The sequence below is a fragment of the Niallia yueguangensis genome (assembly GCF_052663115.1).
Genome location: NZ_JBQTCX010000002.1, coordinates 171,260 through 189,920, shown reverse-complemented (window position 1 = coordinate 189,920; position 18,661 = coordinate 171,260). Strand labels below are relative to the sequence as shown.

General features: G+C 36.3%; 16 protein-coding genes. 5 read left to right on the top strand and 11 right to left on the bottom strand.

Annotated features, from left to right (window positions below; translation table 11 throughout):
• Positions 1–191: 191 nt before the first annotated feature.
• Positions 192–767, bottom strand: a complete 576-nt coding sequence (gene srtD / locus ACTYA4_RS02555; protein WP_443482069.1) for a class D sortase, LPxTATN-specific — start codon at positions 765–767, stop codon at positions 192–194.
• Positions 768–789: 22 nt separating this feature from the next.
• The gene (locus ACTYA4_RS02550; protein ID WP_445505473.1) at positions 790–2,784 is read right to left on the bottom strand and encodes a 5'-nucleotidase C-terminal domain-containing protein; all 1,995 of its coding nucleotides are present in this window, start codon (positions 2,782–2,784) and stop codon (positions 790–792) included.
• A 348-nt stretch (positions 2,785–3,132) separates the two neighbouring features.
• Between ACTYA4_RS02550 and ACTYA4_RS02545 the strand changes: the two genes are divergently transcribed.
• Positions 3,133–3,891: a TrmB family transcriptional regulator gene (locus tag ACTYA4_RS02545; RefSeq protein WP_445505472.1), complete on the top strand. Its 759-nt coding sequence runs from the start codon at positions 3,133–3,135 to the stop codon at positions 3,889–3,891.
• A gap of 394 nt (positions 3,892–4,285) precedes the next feature.
• Here ACTYA4_RS02545 and ACTYA4_RS02540 read toward each other — a convergent pair whose 3' ends face one another.
• The 9 genes from ACTYA4_RS02540 to ACTYA4_RS02500 all read right to left on the bottom strand — a co-directional run bounded on the left by ACTYA4_RS02540 (position 4,286) and on the right by ACTYA4_RS02500 (position 15,215).
• Positions 4,286–5,227: an ATP-grasp domain-containing protein gene (locus ACTYA4_RS02540; RefSeq protein WP_443482066.1), complete on the bottom strand. Its 942-nt coding sequence runs from the start codon at positions 5,225–5,227 to the stop codon at positions 4,286–4,288.
• A 146-nt stretch (positions 5,228–5,373) separates the two neighbouring features.
• Positions 5,374–6,819, bottom strand: a complete 1,446-nt coding sequence (locus ACTYA4_RS02535) for a 4-hydroxyphenylacetate 3-hydroxylase family protein (RefSeq protein WP_445505471.1) — start codon at positions 6,817–6,819, stop codon at positions 5,374–5,376.
• A 543-nt stretch (positions 6,820–7,362) separates the two neighbouring features.
• A complete protein-coding gene (locus ACTYA4_RS02530; protein WP_445505470.1) occupies positions 7,363–8,319 on the bottom strand; it encodes an ABC transporter ATP-binding protein in 957 nt (318 codons plus the stop codon).
• Positions 8,294–9,295 carry an ABC transporter ATP-binding protein gene (locus tag ACTYA4_RS02525; protein WP_445505469.1) on the bottom strand — a complete coding sequence of 334 codons (1,002 nt, stop codon included), beginning with the start codon at positions 9,293–9,295 and terminating at the stop codon, positions 8,294–8,296. The genes ACTYA4_RS02530 and ACTYA4_RS02525 overlap by 26 nt, the downstream gene beginning before the upstream one ends.
• Positions 9,296–9,327: 32 nt before the next feature.
• Complete coding sequence (locus ACTYA4_RS02520; RefSeq protein WP_443482062.1) at positions 9,328–10,131, bottom strand: ABC transporter permease; 804 nt, start codon at positions 10,129–10,131, stop codon at positions 9,328–9,330.
• A gap of 14 nt (positions 10,132–10,145) precedes the next feature.
• Entirely contained in the window at positions 10,146–11,087 is a 942-nt protein-coding gene (locus ACTYA4_RS02515) for an ABC transporter permease (RefSeq protein ID WP_445505468.1), read from the bottom strand.
• Positions 11,088–11,104: 17 nt separating this feature from the next.
• On the bottom strand, positions 11,105–12,664 hold the full coding sequence (locus ACTYA4_RS02510; protein ID WP_445505467.1) for an ABC transporter substrate-binding protein: 1,560 nt from the start codon (positions 12,662–12,664) through the stop codon (positions 11,105–11,107).
• A gap of 23 nt (positions 12,665–12,687) precedes the next feature.
• Complete coding sequence (locus ACTYA4_RS02505) at positions 12,688–13,389, bottom strand: HAD family hydrolase (RefSeq protein WP_443482059.1); 702 nt, start codon at positions 13,387–13,389, stop codon at positions 12,688–12,690.
• Between the two features lie 62 nt (positions 13,390–13,451).
• Entirely contained in the window at positions 13,452–15,215 is a 1,764-nt protein-coding gene (locus ACTYA4_RS02500) for a CocE/NonD family hydrolase (protein ID WP_443482058.1), read from the bottom strand.
• A 446-nt stretch (positions 15,216–15,661) separates the two neighbouring features.
• On the opposite strand from ACTYA4_RS02500, the gene ACTYA4_RS02495 reads away from it, so the two are divergent.
• Genes ACTYA4_RS02495 through ACTYA4_RS02480 form a run of 4 tightly spaced genes read left to right on the top strand, consistent with a single transcriptional unit; the run spans position 15,662 to position 18,618 of the window.
• Complete coding sequence (locus tag ACTYA4_RS02495; RefSeq protein WP_445505466.1) at positions 15,662–16,321, top strand: amino acid ABC transporter permease; 660 nt, start codon at positions 15,662–15,664, stop codon at positions 16,319–16,321.
• Entirely contained in the window at positions 16,302–16,982 is a 681-nt protein-coding gene (locus ACTYA4_RS02490) for an amino acid ABC transporter permease (protein ID WP_443482056.1), read from the top strand. Before ACTYA4_RS02495 ends, ACTYA4_RS02490 begins: the two co-directional genes overlap by 20 nt.
• Before the next feature lie 5 nt (positions 16,983–16,987).
• The gene (locus ACTYA4_RS02485; RefSeq protein ID WP_443482055.1) at positions 16,988–17,731 is read left to right on the top strand and encodes an amino acid ABC transporter ATP-binding protein; all 744 of its coding nucleotides are present in this window, start codon (positions 16,988–16,990) and stop codon (positions 17,729–17,731) included.
• Positions 17,732–17,751: 20 nt separating this feature from the next.
• A complete protein-coding gene (locus tag ACTYA4_RS02480; protein ID WP_443482054.1) occupies positions 17,752–18,618 on the top strand; it encodes a cysteine ABC transporter substrate-binding protein in 867 nt (288 codons plus the stop codon).
• The last annotated feature ends 43 nt before the right edge of the window (positions 18,619–18,661 follow it).

The window sequence follows — 18,661 nt, the reverse complement described above, 5'->3', positions numbered from 1 at the left end:
AGACATTCCTATATTTTTCCTATGAGTGATTTACCTCCTTTACTTCAATTGGAATCAAAGCACATTCAATTTCTCTCTATAAGGTTTGCTCATGTTTAATCTTTATAGAATTAAAACTTACTATTTACCTTATTTGCACTATACATGCCTTTTTAGTTAAACAAAAAAAGTCATCTCATTCCATCCTAGTTTTATCTTACCGATACTTGCTTTACAGGATAGGCATAAAAAATAAAACGATCGGGGGCATCTCCGATATATCGAAATGGATAGCAAGTGGATAGTGTTAACACTTCATCTGGTGCGGTTGATCGGATAATCGTCGTATCATCCGCATGTACGATTTTCGTTTTTTTGATTTCATACTCATATTTCCCGTATGGCATTTCAACCACTAAACGATCACCAAGCTTTAACTCATCAAAACGGCGAAACACCGTATCACGATGGCCGGATAATAGAATCTGGTCCCTTTCTCCAGGAAAGGCGGTAGTAATATAATGTCCCACTCCTTTTTCCAATTCCTCTGCATCTGTACCTTCAATAATAGGAAGATCAGCATCAATCTTTGGAATGACAAGCTTGCCAAATACCTCACTTTTCTTCGGTTTAAATTCCTTCTCTATCGGTTTAATCTGTGCAGTAACAAGCTTTGCTTTTTCTGCTGATTGTTTTTGTGCTTTTTGTTGGTTCCAAATTTGATTACCACTAACTGCGACAAAACTAATTCCCGCTAGTAAAAGAATGAAACCTATCCATTTTCTCATCATTGTCCTCATTTAATAAAAACTAAGCATGATTTTTCTTACCTTTTTTCAGGAAAATAATACTAATCCCAATCATGATGACACCTATTAGCAAGTAGTTATACATATTTGTTGCTGTATTTGGCAATTTCTCTCCTTTGCTCGCCTTATCATTATCGCTGTTGCCTTCTGCATTACTGTCATTACTGTTATTTTTATCATTATGAGTGGTACCGCTTGTCTGTTCCTTATCTACTGTTTTTCCGGCAGATTCTTTCTCTTTATCACTGTTTTCATCTTGCAAAACTTGTTTTTCTCTTGTACCTACAGCTGGTTCAACAAGTTTTTGCCTTCCTTCTACTTTCGCCTCCACCTTTTTTCCATCAGCGGACAGCTTTTCAATATAGTTGGCAAACATTTCCGAATCTACACTATCATTTCTTACCAGTTTTTTATTAGCAAATGCGGTAAATCCGTCGCCGCCAGCTGTCAGAAATTCATTCATTGCTACTTTATATGTTTTATTCATATCCATTTTTGTTTTTCCATCTTCTAAAAAAACATCTTGGACACAATATTTATTTGGGCAATTCTTTACCTTGCTTCCATCCACATACGTGTATGTAAAACCAGAAATCTGCAAAAACATAATATGTTCAGGATTTTGCCATTGCTGATTTAATCCATCTTTAATTTGTTGTCCGGTCAACTCAATTAGCTGGATATAATTATTAAATGGCTGAACACTGTAAGCTGCTCCCCACGTAATAATATGCTCCCCTTTGTCATTTGTTGCAGGAATCAGCGCTTCACGAATACCGCCAGAGTTTGTAATGGCAAAATCCGCACCTTGCGTCATAGAACGCTGTGCATCTGTAACTAGGTTGCCAAGCGCATTTTCACCATTCTCCGGCTTTCGTTCTCCTATAGGGTCACCGCTGACTGCTTGTCCAATTGGCTGTTTTTCTGCTTTTTCTGTCACTTTTTTTGCTTCATCAATGATCGATTGAATTTCCGGGTCTGGGTTTACATCACGTGTATTCGGCACCACTTCCGCTTTAATGGAACTCTTAACAAAGTCTTTTGTCTTTGGATCAAGTTCTGTTCGAACATCACCGAAAGCTTTTGCGTAATTATAATCCTGAATAATAACTTTTCCATCCACAATGCCATTTGCATATTCGTGACTATGAGCCGCAAAGATAATATCCACTTCATCATCTATACTATTTGCTACTTTCTCCATAATGCCCGTCGTTTCTCCATTGCTTGTAGCAGCACCCTCATGAGCAATAACAACGATCGCTTTTACTCCTTGCCCTTTTAACTCTTTTGTATACTTATTAATCGTTCCTGCCTCATCAAGGAAATTGAACGGTTTAGTACTTGTTGGTATAACAGATGTTTTTGTTTCTGTTGTTACAATCCCGATAAAACCAACCTTTACACCACCAATATCTTTTACCATATATGGATCAAAAATAGGCTGCCCTGAAGATTTATCGACAACATTCGCTGCTATGTATTTAAAGTCACTATCAATCCCATGATATTTATAGTTCATTCCTTCTGTTAATTTCGCTACCTTTGGATGAACAGATGATCCGCTGATAAGACGTTTAAATTCTGGAATTCCTTCGTCAAATTCATGATTTCCAAGGGTGCCGAGCTTAAAGCCCATTTTATTTATTGCTTTCATGGTAGGTTCGTCTTGAAGCAAAGAGGAAATAGAAGGGCTTGCCCCAACCGCATCTCCTGCATGCAAACGAAGTGTATAAGATTTTTTCCCATCCTTTTCCGTCTGGGCTTCCATCTCTTTTTGATGTTCATTTAAATGTGTGGCTAAATAAGCAGCACCTCCAACCTCTTTACCATCTAATGTACTTGTTGTATCAAGGTTTCCATGAAAATCATTTATCGACAACATCTGAAAATCAATCGTTTCAGATTGTTGTTTAGGTGAAGATTCCTCCGCATAAACGGAAGGTAAAGTAAACTGTAAAGCTAGAAAACTAGTAAGAAGCGTTTTTTTCCACAAAATAATTTCCCCCATGATCAATAAATTAGGCTACCCATTTCAATAGTTCTAAATATAATCTAGTTAACTACTATAAAAGATTACTACTAAATAAGTAACCTATATTAGATTACTTTATTTTGGTTTAATTTGTCAAACTAAATTTTTGAAAATTCAAACAAAAGAATGAATAAACTAGAATTCCTTACTAGAATAGAGTTTTAACCTATATATAATTTGCATTCTATTAGCTTTGATTTAAAATAGTGATAGATTTGTTTCTCCTGTTTTGAGGCTGTTAGTCGAGTCTCATCTTACTTTAGAGGAAAAGATCGCAAGCCAGACATACAAGGCAGGTAGGTGGAATATATGTTAGAGAAATTCGGTTTTTCACAATATGAAAATAAAGTTTACGAAGTTCTTGCATCGAGCGAGGAGCCAATGGATGCTGCTAAAATAGTGAAATATTCCGGCGTCCCAAAAGCAAAAATATATGAAGTGATATTACGTATGATTGAAAAGGGCATGATAATGAATTCCGTTTCGGAAAAGAAAAAATTATATACTGCTTTACCGATATCACTTGCAATCGAAAAATTAACAGCAGAATTTCAAGAAAATATTAAACAATTAAAGATAAATACAGATAAAAAATTATACACCGATGATCGTGTCTGGAGCTTAAAAGTAGATGCCTCCATTCGTGCACAAAGTAAGCAGCTTATTCAAGAAGCAAAAACGTCTATTCGAATGTCTGCCTGGAAAGATGATTTCCAAGAATACTTGCCCCTTCTAAAGGAAAAAGAGGAAAATGGGATAGATGTTGAAATCCTTGTGACAGGGGATTTGGAGACTGATTTATCGAAGGTACATACGCTCATACCGGCACAAGAACATGTCGTATTAGAACCATTTCGATTACTTATTATAGACGATCGAGTAGCCATGTTTGCCGGCGTCGAAAATGATTCATGGCATGCATTAAAGACAATGTCCAAACCATTTGTAAAGTTTTTTTCTGAATTCTTTTATCATGATGCTGCTTTAGCTAAAATCAATGAAAAACACTACGATTTATTAATGAACGATACCGAAATAAAAAGCATCCTGATGCAGCTCCGATACTAACATACCTTCCTTCCTTGGAATTCAGAGCTTTTTATTTCACATCTTATTATAAAAAAACAAACTTAAAAACATAAAAAATAACCGTCATCCTACGATTTAGGGACGGTTACTTCTTTTTATTACTATATTTTGTCTTTCTAGGGCGTCTGACTCCTTTATCTCAACATGTTAAAAAGTGCTAAAAAAGGTTGAATTTTCTAATAAAATAACTTAATATTATTAAATCATATTAAACCTATAAGAATTATCCCAACTGAAAACATAGTATTTTTATGGGAAGACTATCTTTTTCATCTTCCTTGAGAGTTATTAACATTTGAACCCTTTTTCAGTATTTAATCGTCAGAATTAGCGTCAGGTGTCAGGCTCCAGAATTAAATATTGCTAATACTAGTTATCTCAGAGAATACAACTCTTTTAGTTGTTTACCCAAAAATACTGCTATTTCCTTCATACCATAAATACCTGCTGCTTCTTCTGCTGTACTATTATAGTTTGTATTCGTATTTACATCATATGTAAAAATTTCACCCTCTGAATTTTTTATGAATTCTATACCAGCAATTGAAATACCATTTTTGCTTAAAAATCGTTCATACTTTTCAATAATGGGATGATTAAAATTTTCTATTATCGTAAATTTTGACTGTTTTTGTTCAGTAGTAGGGCAGAATACATCATCAATGTTACAGGCATCTGCAGGACAAAGCTCAAATCCGTCCAAAGTGCTGACTTCAACAGCGTAAACGAATTTTCCGCCAATAAATTCACAACGTGTAATTGTGGAAGTTGGAGATTCGATATATTCTTGTAATAAGTAAATACCATCTACTGAAGGTTCAAGCTCATTTGACTCAATAGCAACCCTCAACGCTTCCGAATTTTTAAATAATCGTACCCCTAACCCTTTACCTGCACGATTATGTTTTATAATAAAACTTCTTCCTTCAAAACTTTTACTTGCCTTAATTATTTCCTCATTCCCCATTGCAGCAATTGTATGTGGAACCTTAATCCCCTCGACTTCCAAAGCTGTGTATTGTGCTACTTTACTAATTTCAAGCCGAAGGGCATTACGATCATTAAAAACTTTTCGTCCATAAGCTTGTAACCAATCTAAAACAACTCCTGTATATTCTGGGGAGAAACGGTGTGAACGTGTATGAGATGATGCACTCATTCGATTATAAAATATTCCTTTGGGAGGCTCCTGCGTCAAATCTAAACTACCTTTACTTAAATGCCAACTTTCATATGGTAAATTAAGCTCCTTTAAATGTTGAATAAGAGGTGCAGTCCACTCATCATTTTCATGAATAATGTGTATCTTAGACATTTTTACACTCCTCCTGGAATCATTAAATTAGTTTGATGAAATTGGATTATTTGATGATATAACCGCTTATATTAGCGATATTTCGCCTGTTTTATATTTATCACATGGGTTTAGTCGGATTTTTTATAGTGAAAGATATTCTATCATCATGATTTAAGAAAGTTTTCTACACGTTTAATTAAAGCATCTTTATTGTATTCCTTATATCGAACCGCATTATTTCTAACCGGATCCCCTGAGAAAAACCGATCGTATAATTCATGGCGGGCACCTAATGGGCTTCCAATCAAATCCCATGCTAATCTGAATAATTTGATCTTTCTTTCAGCAGTAACATTTGCTCCACTGTAATATTTATCAATAAACCCTTGTATCTCTTTATTTTTTTCAAGATCTATAGATGGCACTTGCAGTAATCCACCGCCAACAACTTGTTGTAAAATTTCAATAGCTCTTGGATAATAGCTTGCCCCTAAATCGATGGCAATGCGCAGTTTTAGTGGATCAGGCCATAAAGTTCCATAGTCATCATATTGGGCTTCAGCTTCAGCAGCTGATACTAGCGCTTTGACCGTTTCAATTTGAATAACTAGTTCTCCTAGCTTTTCTTGAACATTTAGATATTCATGAACACCAATCGCCTCTGTTAGTGAAAATGCCAATCCAGCTACAAATTCCATTTTTGCAATGAGCCTAATGACACTTTGATGATTCGCTAAACTATTGTCTCTTTTATGCTTAAGAGCTTTCCAAGCCCCTTGAGGATTTTGATGGAAAAGGACTCGATCCCATGGCACGAGAACATCGTCAAAAACAATTGTTGCATCCATTTCTTCATAACGAGAGCTTAATGGATGTAACTCTTTATTTAAAGAAGAAAAGGAATCTCGGCAAATAATATGAATACCTGGTGTATTGACCGGAACAACCAATAGATTTGCATACTTGCATTCTTCTTCATTAAATTTGAATGACGATTGAACTATAATATCATGGGCATAAGGAACAGCTGTGGCCATCACTTTCGCACCACGAATAATGATACCTTCTTCTGTTTCCTTTACAATTCTCAGCAATAAATCGGGATCTTCCTGTTCTAGTTGAGACTTGGCTCGATTTACTTGTGGATCAGCTACTACCGAAATGGCTAAGCGATTTTCATCTCTCGCTTGTTCATAAATACGAGTAATCTTTTTTGAAAATTCAGGGTCATACTGATTAAATAGTTCTCTTGATGCATACCAACCTGTTAGATAGGATCTTCCGGATTCTGCTAATCTAGACATATTCCCTAGCGTTTGATTCGCCCAAAAAGTAAAAGTTTCTTTTCTAGCATGCAAATCATCGAACGTTTTAGGAACTAAGAATGCATTATGCACATATTGTTTTGTAATGGGGCTAATGAATCCAATTTTGTCACGTACATTAACATCTTCTAATTGATTAAAAAGCGCTTGAATGGTATTTAAAGTGCCTTCGAATGCAGGATGTGCATACAATTCTTTGACTTTCTCTCCGTCTATCCATACCTGTCTACCATCTTTCAAACTATCAATAAATTTTTTATTTTTTCGTTTTTGCTCGATAACCATCTAATATCCTCCTCAATGAAGATTTTTACATCTTCATGATCATTAGCACAAAAATTTCATAACGTTTTTTGATATGGGTTTAAAGCTCATTTGGCTGTTGCAAAATTTTAGTTAATATATATTTTTTAATCCCTTTTTTCTTCGGCCAATTTAAATGACGAAGGCTCTTTTCGTATAGATTGTTGTTATTTAACCCGCAGCCTGAATACACTTCGCTTTCCGCGGACGAGTGCCGAGCCTCCTCGTCGCTATGCTCCTGTGGGGTCTCGTCTTTCTCGCTTTTCTAAGCAGGATTCTACGTGTATTCAGGCTGCTCAGTGCTTCAGCTATGTTTATTATTTTTTTCAAAAACAACAAACTTTTAGAAAACAGCCATGACAAAAAAGTTACGATTCCTTTATTAAAAGAGATTCACATACAACGCTACTAATATTAGTATGTTTTCATTTAATTGAATAAGTCCGTTGATAAATCGGAATAGACCTATAAATAGTATTTGTGACAAATTGGTTCATGAAACCCTCTCCCTTGTCTTTGTTGTGTCTAATATAAATGGCATGAAACGTATTGATCTGTACTAAATTCCTCAAGTATAGGTTCTTTCTGTTTACATATTTCTTTTGCAAAAGGACAACGATTATATAGCGGGCAGCCGCTCAACTTATCTATTGCACTTGAAATCTCTCCTTCTAGCAATAGTGGTTCTCCTTGCCTTTTGTAAGTTGGAATAGCCGAAACAAGTGCTCTCGTATATGGATGAAGGGGAGTCTCATATAAATGATGTACATTGGCAATTTCGATCATTTTTCCTAAATACATTACTGCTATTCGATCACTCATATAATGTACAACATTCAAATCATGTGAAATAAACAAATAAGTTAGTTGATATTTTTGCTGCAAGCTTTTTAATAAATTCAAAATTTGTGATTGAACGGAGACATCTAATGCAGAAACGGGTTCATCTAGAATCAGCAATTTGGGTTGTAATATAAGAGATCTTGCAATACCGACACGCTGCCTTTGTCCTCCGCTTAGTTCGTGTATGTAGGCATCACGATAGCTCTCATCCAATCCAATATCATGCATCATCTCGTTTACCCTTGCTTTTCTCTCTGCTGGTGTTCCGATTTTTTGAATAATTAATGGCTCTTCCATTAGTTTTGAGACTTTATGTTGTGGATTTAATGCGGAAAATGCATCTTGAAAAACATATTGTATATCTTTTTTTAGCAGCCTTTTCTGTTGGATGGTCATATCTCCAATTACTTGGCCTTCAAATATCAAATTTCCTTCGGTAGGTTCTAACAATTGGCCAATCACCTGGCCTAAAGTGGACTTGCCACTTCCACTTTCCCCGACCAGCCCTAGCGTTTCTCCTCTTCTTAACCTAAGACTTACATTGGAAACTGCATGCAACTCTTTGGTTTTATATAACCTTCTCTGTGTATATGTTTTTTTTATGTTCTCCACTTTAACTAGAAGATCTTGCGTACTCATCATTTCCCTCCGCAATTTCACTAAAGTAGCATCTGACATCATGAGCATCAGAAACTTTTGTAAGTTGTGGCTTTGATTCAAAGCATTTTTCGATTGATAGTTGACAGCGACTAGCAAAGGGACATCCGCCTTTTCGTTCATGAAGCGGCGGTACAGTTCCTGCGATGGAATAGAGCGGTTTTCCCTTTTTATCCGGTGAAGGGATGGATTGCATTAAACCCTTCGTATATGGATGACTAGGGTTTTCAAAAAGTTGTTCTGTCGTGCCAATCTCTACTATTTCCCCAGCATACATAACCGCTATCCGATCACATATTTCACCCATTACACCTAAATCGTGGGAAATGAGTAATATTGTCGTGCCTTGCTCACGCCGTATTTCTTTTAATAATGTTAAAATTTGTGCTTGTATCGTAACATCTAAAGCAGTTGTTGGTTCATCCGCTATCAGCAGCATTGGCTGACAAGCAATGGCAATAGCAATCATCACACGTTGCTGCATTCCACCTGATAGTTGGTGAGGGTACTCATAAAGCAATTGATCAGCACGCGGTAAACCTACTTTCTTCATAACCTCAATCGCTATTTCTTTAGCTTCCTTTTTGGAAACTTTTTGATGCGTACGAATGATTTCTATAATCTGATACCCTATTGTTAAGGATGGATTTAAAGAGGACATCGGATTTTGAAAAACCATTGAGATTTCATTTCCTCTCATTTTTTGCAATTGATGCTTTGACTTGTTTAACAAGGACTGTCCTTCAAATACGATATCTCCCTTTGACGCGAACATTTTTTCAGGCTGTAAACCGATAATGGAATTTGATAATACGCTTTTTCCACATCCTGATTCCCCAACAATACCAAAAATTTCCCCTTTTTGAACCGTTAAGGAAAGTCCGAAAAGAACAGGGAGTATATTCCTATTTTGTTCAAGTTGAATGGTCAGGTTTTGAATTGATAATATTTCTGGCATTTTTTCATCCTCTCCATCCTCCAAAATAATCTTTACTCCGAAAAATCATGTAAATCTCTTATCCCGTCACCTAGCAAATTAAATCCAAGAATGGTTAGCGTTAACATAAAACCTGGCGCTAAAGTATACCAAGGAGCTAACTTAGCAAACCCTTGCGCCTCATTTAACATTCTTCCCCAGCTCGGATCAGGGGGTTGTACACCTAATCCTAGATAACTTAATGCAGCTTCTACCAGTATCGCAGTGGAAAAACTAAGAGAAGCAGTTACGATAATGGAAGAAACAATGTTTGGTAAAATGTGATGAAGGATGACACGAAAATTACTAGATCCAAAATTTCGAGCAGCCCTAATGAAATCCATCTGTTTAAACTTAATAAATCCACTTCTAATCACGCGAGAAAAGCTTGGAATCGTCATAATACCAATTGCAATTACCGTAATCTCTAAAGTAGGTTGAAAAATTGCTACTAAAATAAGTGCTAATAGAATGCCTGGGAATGCCAATAATGCATCAATGATTCTCATGAGCAATTCATCAATCCAACCGCCAAAATAACCAGCCGCAGCACCTATTAAAATCCCGAACGACAGCCCAATTAATACTGCTCCACCGCCAACGATAAACGCAGTTTGAGAACCTTTCATCACTCGACTTAATACATCGCGTCCAAAATTGTCCGTTCCCATTAAATAATGGCTGTTTGGCTCCATAAGCCTATCTTCAATATTCATTTGATTAACATCATATGGCACATAAAAGAAGCTAATAAGAAAAATAAATAGTAAGAAAAGTACAATCGCACCTCCAGCTATTAGATTAAATTTTTTGAACATTTCATCTCACTTCCTTACTTCCATTTTATTTTTGGATCTAGATAGCGGTAGGAGAGGTCGACTAATAAATTTACGATTACTGCAATCATTGCAATCATAATAACCATCCCTTGAACAAGTGGAAAATCGCGATCTCCAATTGCCGAAATAAGCATTCTTCCGAAACCTGGCAAGGCATATACTTGCTCAATCACAAGACTCCCAGCAAGAATTTCTCCAAAGTTCAAGCCAGCGATCGTAATAACTGGTATCAAAGCATTTTTTAATACGTGCCTAAACAATACAGCTGAATCTTTTAAGCCTTTGCTTTTAGCTGTCCGCACATAGTCAAAATTTAATTGTTCTATCATCGTTGTCCGTAAGTACCTAACAAGCACTGCTATTTGAGGAATGGATATTGCAATAGCTGGAAATAGCAATGATTTAAAAGCTAATAAAGGATTTTCAGACCACGGCACATAACCGCCTACTTTAATCAAATGAAAAAATACACCAAAGATCATAATTAATAATATCCCCATCCAAAAGGATGGAATGGCAAGACCAATTTGGGTGCTAATAGAAATGAATATATCTAGAAATTTCCCTTTATAATTGGCAGCAATTATCCCTAGTGGAATAGATACTAGAATCGTAATAATAATGGCGATGCAAGCTAATGAAAAGGTTACACCTATTCTTTCACCAATAAGTGAAAGAACAGGTTCTGAAAAACGCAGTGACTCTCCAAAATCTAATAGAAAAACTCCCTTAACCCAATAAATAAATTGTTCAACTGGTGTCTTATCGATTCCAAGCTTTTGTTCCAATGCTTCAATTTGTGCAGGCGTTGCCTCTACTCCCAAAATAATATTAGCTGGATTACCCGGAATGATTCGAAAAGCTAAAAAAACGAGCACGACGACAAGAAATAATGTTAATAAGGAGCTTAATGTTTTTTTTAGTACATAATCCATACCATGCCCTCCGATTATTATTCTTCAATATAAACTGATGATAAATCTTGAACATAGATTGGATATGTTTTGTATCCCTTAATCGTATCTTTAAAGGTGACATTTGTATAAGGATCCATAATGAAAACAGCTGCTGCATCCTCTGCAATAATTTTTTGAGCTTCTTTAATGAAAGAAATTCGTTTATTTTCATCCGTTTCAATTTTGGCTTGATTTAATACTTTATCTAGCTTAGGATTCTTGTAGTTTAAGAAATTATTATCAGCTGTTGAAATATAACGACTTAATATTTCAAACGGGTCAAGCTTTCCGTCTAATCCAATAATAGTTGTTTCATAATCGCGCCCTTGATAAACTCGTTCTAACCAAACTCCCCACTCAACCGTTTCAATCTTCGTTTTAATTCCTACCTTCTCTAATTGATTGGCGATTACTTGTGCTGTATCAACATGGAATGGATATACGGAAGGAACTGTAATGGTAAGTTGGAATCCATCTGGCAGCCCAGCTTCAGCTATTAATTTCTTCGCTTTTTCTATATCTGTTGGGTATAAGTCTTCTAAGCTATCGTTATAGTATTTGCTTAATTTAGGGCTTAAGTTGGAACCAATTTTTGTCCCTTTCCCTAGAGCCACTCCTTTGATAATTTCATCTATATCCACTGCATAATTAATTGCTTGACGAACTTTAATATCATTAAATGGTTTCACTTTATTATTAAAGGCTAATAGCTGAACTAAGTTTTGCTCGTTGCTGATTGTTTTAAAACCAGTGGTTAATTGTTCTGCTTTTTCCGTAGCAATCCGTGGATAAATATCAATTTCACCAGATTGTAAAGCTAAGAATGCTGCTTCTGGGTCTGGCAGAATGCGGAATTCTACTTTATCTAAATAAGGAACTCCTTTAATATAGTAATCTTTATTTTTCTCCACAATTAAATGCTGGCCTGCTTTATATTCTACGAATTTGAACGGTCCCGTTCCGATTGGAGTTTTATTGCTGTCTTTGTAATCGGCTGGAATAATAGGCGCCGTAAAAGCTGTAATAACTGCCGCTTCATTTTCTTTTAATCCAACCACAACTGTTTTATCATCTGGTGCTTCAATCTTTTTAACGTTGGCAAAGCCAGCGGATAATGGTTTCCCTGAATCTAAACCAGCTAGCTTAGAATAAGAATAAACAACATCTTTTGAAGTTAAGTCTTGGCCGTTATGGAACTTGACTCCATCACGAAGAGCAAATGTATAGGTTAAGCCATCCTTGGAAATTTCGTATGATTTTGCAATGGCAGAATCTAAGCCTCCATCTGTAGTTGCTTTTAATAATCCCTCAAAAATATTAAACGTTACTTCTCTTGTACCAGCAGCTTCTGCTAAATGTGGATCTAAATAATCCAAATCTTGAGGTATTGCAACGACAATGCTCCCACCTGATTTCGGTTTTGATTCTTTACTATCCTCGGAAGCATCGCTATCCACGTTACTACTATTACTGCATCCCGATAACAAAGCTAGGCTTAAAACAAACAATAGTAACGCAGGTAACCATGTTCTTTTTCTTGTATATAAAGTCATCATTCATCCTCCTCTAATTTCCTCATTTATACACGTATGGCTTTTAATAATGATGGCAGTTCATTAATAGACTCTAGGGTATGCGGATAGTGAAGCTCTTCAATTCCTTTATTTTCAAATCGATTAATCAAATATGTTTTAATCCCCGCTTTTGCGCTGCCAACAACATCGTCATAGTAATTATCACCAATATAAATACTTTCCTCGCTTTTCGTTTTCCCTTGCTTAAGAGCAAGTTCGAATATCTGTTTACTTGGTTTTTCGATGCCAACTTCTGAGGAAATAATAATATGGTCGAAATAGTCAATTAACCCATGGTAATCTAATAAAGGGCGTGCACTCTTATCCCAATTACTAATTACACCAAGTCGATACCCATCCTGCTTTAACGTATGAAGCACGTCTTTTGTGAAGGAAAAAGGCAGCCAATATGGTTTTGTTTCCTTAATTTCTTTTTGCATAAAGCGGTTTTGGGATTCTAGATGGAATGCAAGTTGTAAATAATGATTTACCACGCCCAAATACCATGGAAAAAAATGGTCTGTTTTTGTTCCAAGAATGCCCGGGTACTCACGCATAAATAATTTATCAGCATAGTGATAGGCTTCTTCAATTTTTTGGATAGGTAGATGAATGTTCTGTTCTTTCAAATATTGATCATATATCTTTTCTCGCTGTTGATATAACAAGGTATATCCGATATCAAACCATATATATGTATGTTTCAAGATCTACTATCCTCCTGTTTGTTTATAGAAAAGGGGTCGGAGCTGCGCTCACGCCACCTTTATTAGGTTTGAGTCTGGCCCTTTTCTTTCTTAGATGGTAAGGACGAGTCTCCATGTGAATTTTTAATGGTAAACCGTATATTGGATGGGTATTGTTCGCTATGGTATACCGTTTGGGTAGCTGTTTTAAACGTTAGTTCAGTGACTTCATCCAATGGCAAAAACTGATTGCAATGTCGATCAAATGTTGGGAACAATGTGCTTGTTATGTTTAGTCGGATAGCATGACCCTTTTTAAAACGATGTGCAATGGAACCCGCTGAAATGTCCAATTGATATACCTTATTAGGGATTAAAGCTTGGCGCTGATCTATTCCATTTCGTGCACTTGCACGAAGCAGTCCTTCTGCAACATTGATAGAGCGGCCATCAGGATAAACGTCTATTAATTTAACAGCAAAATCTGTATCTTCTACTGTAGTGGAAATATATAATTCTGCGTTCACCTCACCTATTACATCTAAATCTTCTGCTAGAATTTCAGATGTATACACAAGTACATCATTACGGATTTCAATAGGCTGTTGATTTTGTGGTCCCATCGGTGTCTGTACGGGATCTGGTCCAGAGCGGCCGCCAATTGCAGGTACATAGATGGACGGATGATATACATAAATATCTTTTTCACTATTTTGTTTTGATATTTCCTCTGCCAGTTTTCCAGTACCATTAATTGAATTTGCTCGATCTTCACTTGATAAGTAAAGAACTTTACTTTCACTCTCAGGCAAAGGCCAGTGTTTCGACATATGCCATTTATTTTCTCCTGTAACAAAATAACGAACAGGGTCTTCTCCCCACGCCGTTCGACTATCTTTCAGCCACCTGTCAAACCATTTAATTTGTATTTCGTTAACCCGATTTTCTGCATTTTTGCCATAATCAATTTGCCCTACATATCGAGACCATGGCATATGATACCAAGGTGTTAAAATTAAGTATTGATTTTCTCTTGCATTCTCATTTTTGCTTTTTTCTTTTATTCCTTTGTAATTTCCAATCGTTTTGTCCACATACATGTCATACCATCCACCTAGATGTAAACCAGGAACCAAAATATTTTCGTATAATGATGAAGAATCTGCTTGTTTTTCATGTGGTTGTTGAATCCACTTTTGATAGAATGGAGCAAGCTCATTTTTGATAAGCGGTGCATCTTGCAATGGCAAATATCTATATAATTCTTGAATATTCGTTGTCGCAAGCTGTTGAAGCCATTTCACATCTTTTTTTCTGATTGCTTCATTTTGACTAACAAAGATCGCCCAAGACAAATTTTGAGCTAATGGAAAGGCGCCATTCTCAGAAACCTTTATTGAATTGGATCCACACATAAATGGTGCAATACATGCAAGATGTGGAGGCTGCTCTGCCGCTGTCAAAAGTTGTGAAAACCCGATATATGAAAATCCATACATTCCCACCTTTGGAATGGTATAAGGCAACGTAACTGCCCATTCTATTGTATCGTAACCATCTGTTCCTTCGTGAACCAGTGGATGAAATTCCCCTTCAGACGACCACCGTCCACGTGTATCTTGAACAATAACAACATAACCTTGCTGTGCATACCAAATTGGATGTGCATAATTCATTGTTTGTGCATCTTCTTTGTTGTAGGGTGTTCTTAATAGTAGAATCGGATAATCAGTTTTATCATTCGGCCGATAAATATCGGCATACAATTTTGTACCATCTCGCATACTGACTGGTACATTTTGTTGACGGATAATGTCCTTCTTCACGACCACTTTATTCATCATCATGACGTTAATTTCCTTTCATATATCATATTTATCACATGTATTTAGTCGGTTTTAAAAGCCAGAAAAATTCATAGTTAGATGCAGGCATTATCTTTTTTTGCAAAATGAACATTAACTTTTACGTTAAGATTCTCCTTTCAAAATTCTACCTAAACAAATCGGATTAGTTTCTTATAAAAATAATATAAAGTAAATATTTACAAAAGTATAATCAGAAATACTAATGCAATAGTTTAGAAATTTAAAACATAAACCAAAGTCTATGTCACCACTAAAAGTAAATTCCGATAAAACATATAAGAATGTAGTTGATTAGTAGATTCCCAGGTGGTATAATCTTCTTGCTTTAACAACTTTTTACTAATAGATTTATTTACTTTTAATAACGAAGAGGAGGAGATCCATTTTAACAAGACAATATTTGAGAAAGAAGAGGTTGATAGATTGTGAATTGGCAAGCAATAGTCGATTGTTTACCTTTGTATGAAAAAGCACTCGGTATAACACTTTGGCTAGCATTTTGGGGCATTCTTATATCATTTATTATTGGAATCATTTGTAGTTTCTGTCAGTACTTTCGCATCCCTATACTTAAACGAATAGCTGCCATTTATATTGAATTGTCAAGAAACACCCCTTTGCTCGTACAACTGTTCTTTCTTTATTATGGCCTTCCTAAGATGGGGGTTACGATGTCAAAAGAAAGCTGTGCGATTATTGGATTAGCTTTTTTGGGGGGCAGTTACATGGCAGAAGCATTTCGCGGTGGATTAGAAGGAGTGCCGAAGATTCAAGTTGAATCGGGAAAAGCAATTGGCTTGTCGACTTTTCAGCTGGCAAGATATGTTGTCTTCCCTCAAGCGCTATCTATTAGTGTACCGATGATTGGTGCGAACTGTATTTTTTTATTAAAAGAAACATCTATTTTCAGTGGTATTGCCATTTTGGAATTAATGAATACAACGCGCGACCTTATTGGGATGTACTATCGAACAGATGAATATCTACTTGTCCTAGTTATTGCGTATGCCATTATTTTATTGCCACTTTCACTTGTTCTGACATGGTTAGAAAGGAAGGTCCGCCATGGAACATTTGGGTATTAACGTTATTTTTGAGGGGAAAAACCTTATAAGACTATTAGATGGGCTTTGGGTGACTGCTCGCGTTGCTATCATTTCGATGATCATTGGCGGTGTACTCGGGTTAATCATTGGTGCGATCCGTACAACTAAAATAAAGGTCATTCAATTTATTTTTCGGCTTTATTTAGAACTTTTTCGTATTATTCCAATTTTAGTTTGGTTATTTGTTTTTTACTATATCCTGCCACAGGACTACAATCTCGATTTGAATGCTGAAGAAGTTTCTATTCTTGTCTTTAGTTTGTGGATCGCTGCCGAAATGAGCGACATTGTAAGATCCGCCATCTCTTCCGTTCCGAAGCACCAAATCGAGGCAGGTAAAGCGATTGGTTTAAACATTGTACAAGTGTATACATATGTGCTCGTCCCTCAAGCCGTGCGGTATACCATTCCGGCAACCATTAACCTGACAACACGGGTTATTAAAACGACTTCTTTACTAGTCATGATCGGTTTAATTGAGCTGATTAAGGTTGGACAGCAAATTATTGAATTCAGCAGTATAAAAGACCCAAGTGCACCTTTTTGGATTTATGGATTTATTTTTATTCTATACTTTGCCCTAAGTTACCCGTTATCAAAGCTTTCAAGACAATTAGAAAAGAAATATTCACAAGGATGAGTGCAATGAGTAAGCAAGAAGCATTATTGGAAGTTCAAGGATTAAGCAAAAGTTTTGGTGAGAAACAAGTTTTAAATGATGTGAACTTATCGATTAATAAAGGCAATGTGGTCGTTATTTTAGGACCTTCCGGCTGCGGGAAAAGTACATTGCTGCGCTGTTTGAATGGTCTTGAAAACATTCAAGCCGGCAAAATTATTTTTGACGGGAGCGAAGTTGCTCAGAATGAAAAGAGCTGGCAGAAGATGCGCCAGAAAATCGGGATGGTTTTTCAGAGTTATGATTTATTCCCCAACCGTACCATTATGGAAAATATTCTGCTCGGACCTGTTAAAGTCCAGAAAAGAAAAAAACAGGAAGTGAAAAAGCAAGCGATCGAACTGTTAACACGTGTCGGTTTAGCTGACCGAAAGAATGACTATCCGCGTCAGCTTTCAGGGGGACAAAAACAACGCGTTGCAATTGTCAGAGCACTATGCCTCAACCCGGAGCTAATGCTATTTGACGAAGTAACGGCATCACTTGACCCTGAAATGGTGCGAGAAGTGCTTGAAGTAATGCTTCAGCTCGCAAGCCAGGATATGACGATGGTCGTAGTCACCCATGAAATGAGTTTCGCAGAAAAAATAGCCGATCAAATACTCTTTATGGAAAACGGAAAAATTATTGAACGAACAGATGGAAAAACTTTCTTTGAAGATCCGACTACAGATCGCGCGAAACAATTCTTAAGTAGTTTAAACTTTTAAAACAACTAGGAGGAAATATCATGCGCAATTTCAAAAAAACAATTTTAGGATTATTGGCTTTTAGTTTATTCGCTTTCGTACTTGTAGGATGCGGAAAAAATAATGACTCAAAAAATTCAGAATCAAACAACCCATCCTCGGTTGAGGCGATTAAAAAACGAGGCAAAATTAAAATTGCAGTTTTCGGTGACCTTTCGCCATATGGATACATTGATAAGGATGGGAAAAATCAAGGTTATGACGTCTATCTAGCAAAAAGAATCGCCAAAGATTTATTAGGGGATGAATCAAAAGTGGAGTTTGTCATCGTTAATGCGGAAGAACGCGTAGATGCATTAAAATCGAATAAAGTTGACCTTGTCTTGGCTAACTTTACCGTAACGCCTGAAAGAAAAGAACAAGTGGATTTTGCGAATCCATATATGAAAGTCGGTATTGGCGTAGTATCACCTAAATCTAGTCTGATCACTGATGTAAGCCAATTAAAAGGAAAAAAATTAATTGTAAACAAAGGAACGACAGCAGAAATTTATTTCACTCAAAACGAGCCAGATGTTTCACTTGAAAAATATGATTCAAAGACCCAACAATTCCAAGCTTTAAAAGATGGCAGAGCTCTAGCACTTGCTGATGATAACTCCTACCTATATGCATGGGTTAAAAACAACCCTGATTATACGGTAGCGATTAAGGAATTAGGTAAATCAGATTACATTGCCCCAGCAGTAAAAAAAGGCAATACGAGCTTACTTAACTGGGTGAATGATGAACTTGCCACTTTAGGTAAAGAACAATTCTTCCACAAAGATTACGATGAACAATTGAAACCTTTCTTTGGCGCAGATATTAGTGCAGATGATATCGTTGTTGAAGGAAAAGCAGAATAATTTAGAAATCAATAGAAAAAACGGATGCCACTTCTCTAAACGA

Excerpts from the sequence above, each read along its gene's own strand:
- srtD (WP_443482069.1), bottom strand. The coding sequence starts at position 767 with ATGAGAAAATGGATAGGTTTCATTCTTTTACTAGCGGGAATTAGTTTT.
- ACTYA4_RS02545 (WP_445505472.1), top strand. The coding sequence starts at position 3,133 with ATGTTAGAGAAATTCGGTTTTTCACAATATGAAAATAAAGTTTACGAA.
- ACTYA4_RS02540 (WP_443482066.1), bottom strand. The coding sequence starts at position 5,227 with ATGTCTAAGATACACATTATTCATGAAAATGATGAGTGGACTGCACCT.
- ACTYA4_RS02535 (WP_445505471.1), bottom strand. The coding sequence starts at position 6,819 with ATGGTTATCGAGCAAAAACGAAAAAATAAAAAATTTATTGATAGTTTG.
- ACTYA4_RS02530 (WP_445505470.1), bottom strand. The coding sequence starts at position 8,319 with ATGAGTACGCAAGATCTTCTAGTTAAAGTGGAGAACATAAAAAAAACA.
- ACTYA4_RS02525 (WP_445505469.1), bottom strand. The coding sequence starts at position 9,295 with ATGCCAGAAATATTATCAATTCAAAACCTGACCATTCAACTTGAACAA.
- ACTYA4_RS02520 (WP_443482062.1), bottom strand. The coding sequence starts at position 10,131 with ATGTTCAAAAAATTTAATCTAATAGCTGGAGGTGCGATTGTACTTTTC.
- ACTYA4_RS02515 (WP_445505468.1), bottom strand. The coding sequence starts at position 11,087 with ATGGATTATGTACTAAAAAAAACATTAAGCTCCTTATTAACATTATTT.
- ACTYA4_RS02510 (WP_445505467.1), bottom strand. The coding sequence starts at position 12,664 with ATGATGACTTTATATACAAGAAAAAGAACATGGTTACCTGCGTTACTA.
- ACTYA4_RS02500 (WP_443482058.1), bottom strand. The coding sequence starts at position 15,215 with ATGATGATGAATAAAGTGGTCGTGAAGAAGGACATTATCCGTCAACAA.
- ACTYA4_RS02490 (WP_443482056.1), top strand. The coding sequence starts at position 16,302 with ATGGAACATTTGGGTATTAACGTTATTTTTGAGGGGAAAAACCTTATA.
- ACTYA4_RS02485 (WP_443482055.1), top strand. The coding sequence starts at position 16,988 with ATGAGTAAGCAAGAAGCATTATTGGAAGTTCAAGGATTAAGCAAAAGT.
- ACTYA4_RS02480 (WP_443482054.1), top strand. The coding sequence starts at position 17,752 with ATGCGCAATTTCAAAAAAACAATTTTAGGATTATTGGCTTTTAGTTTA.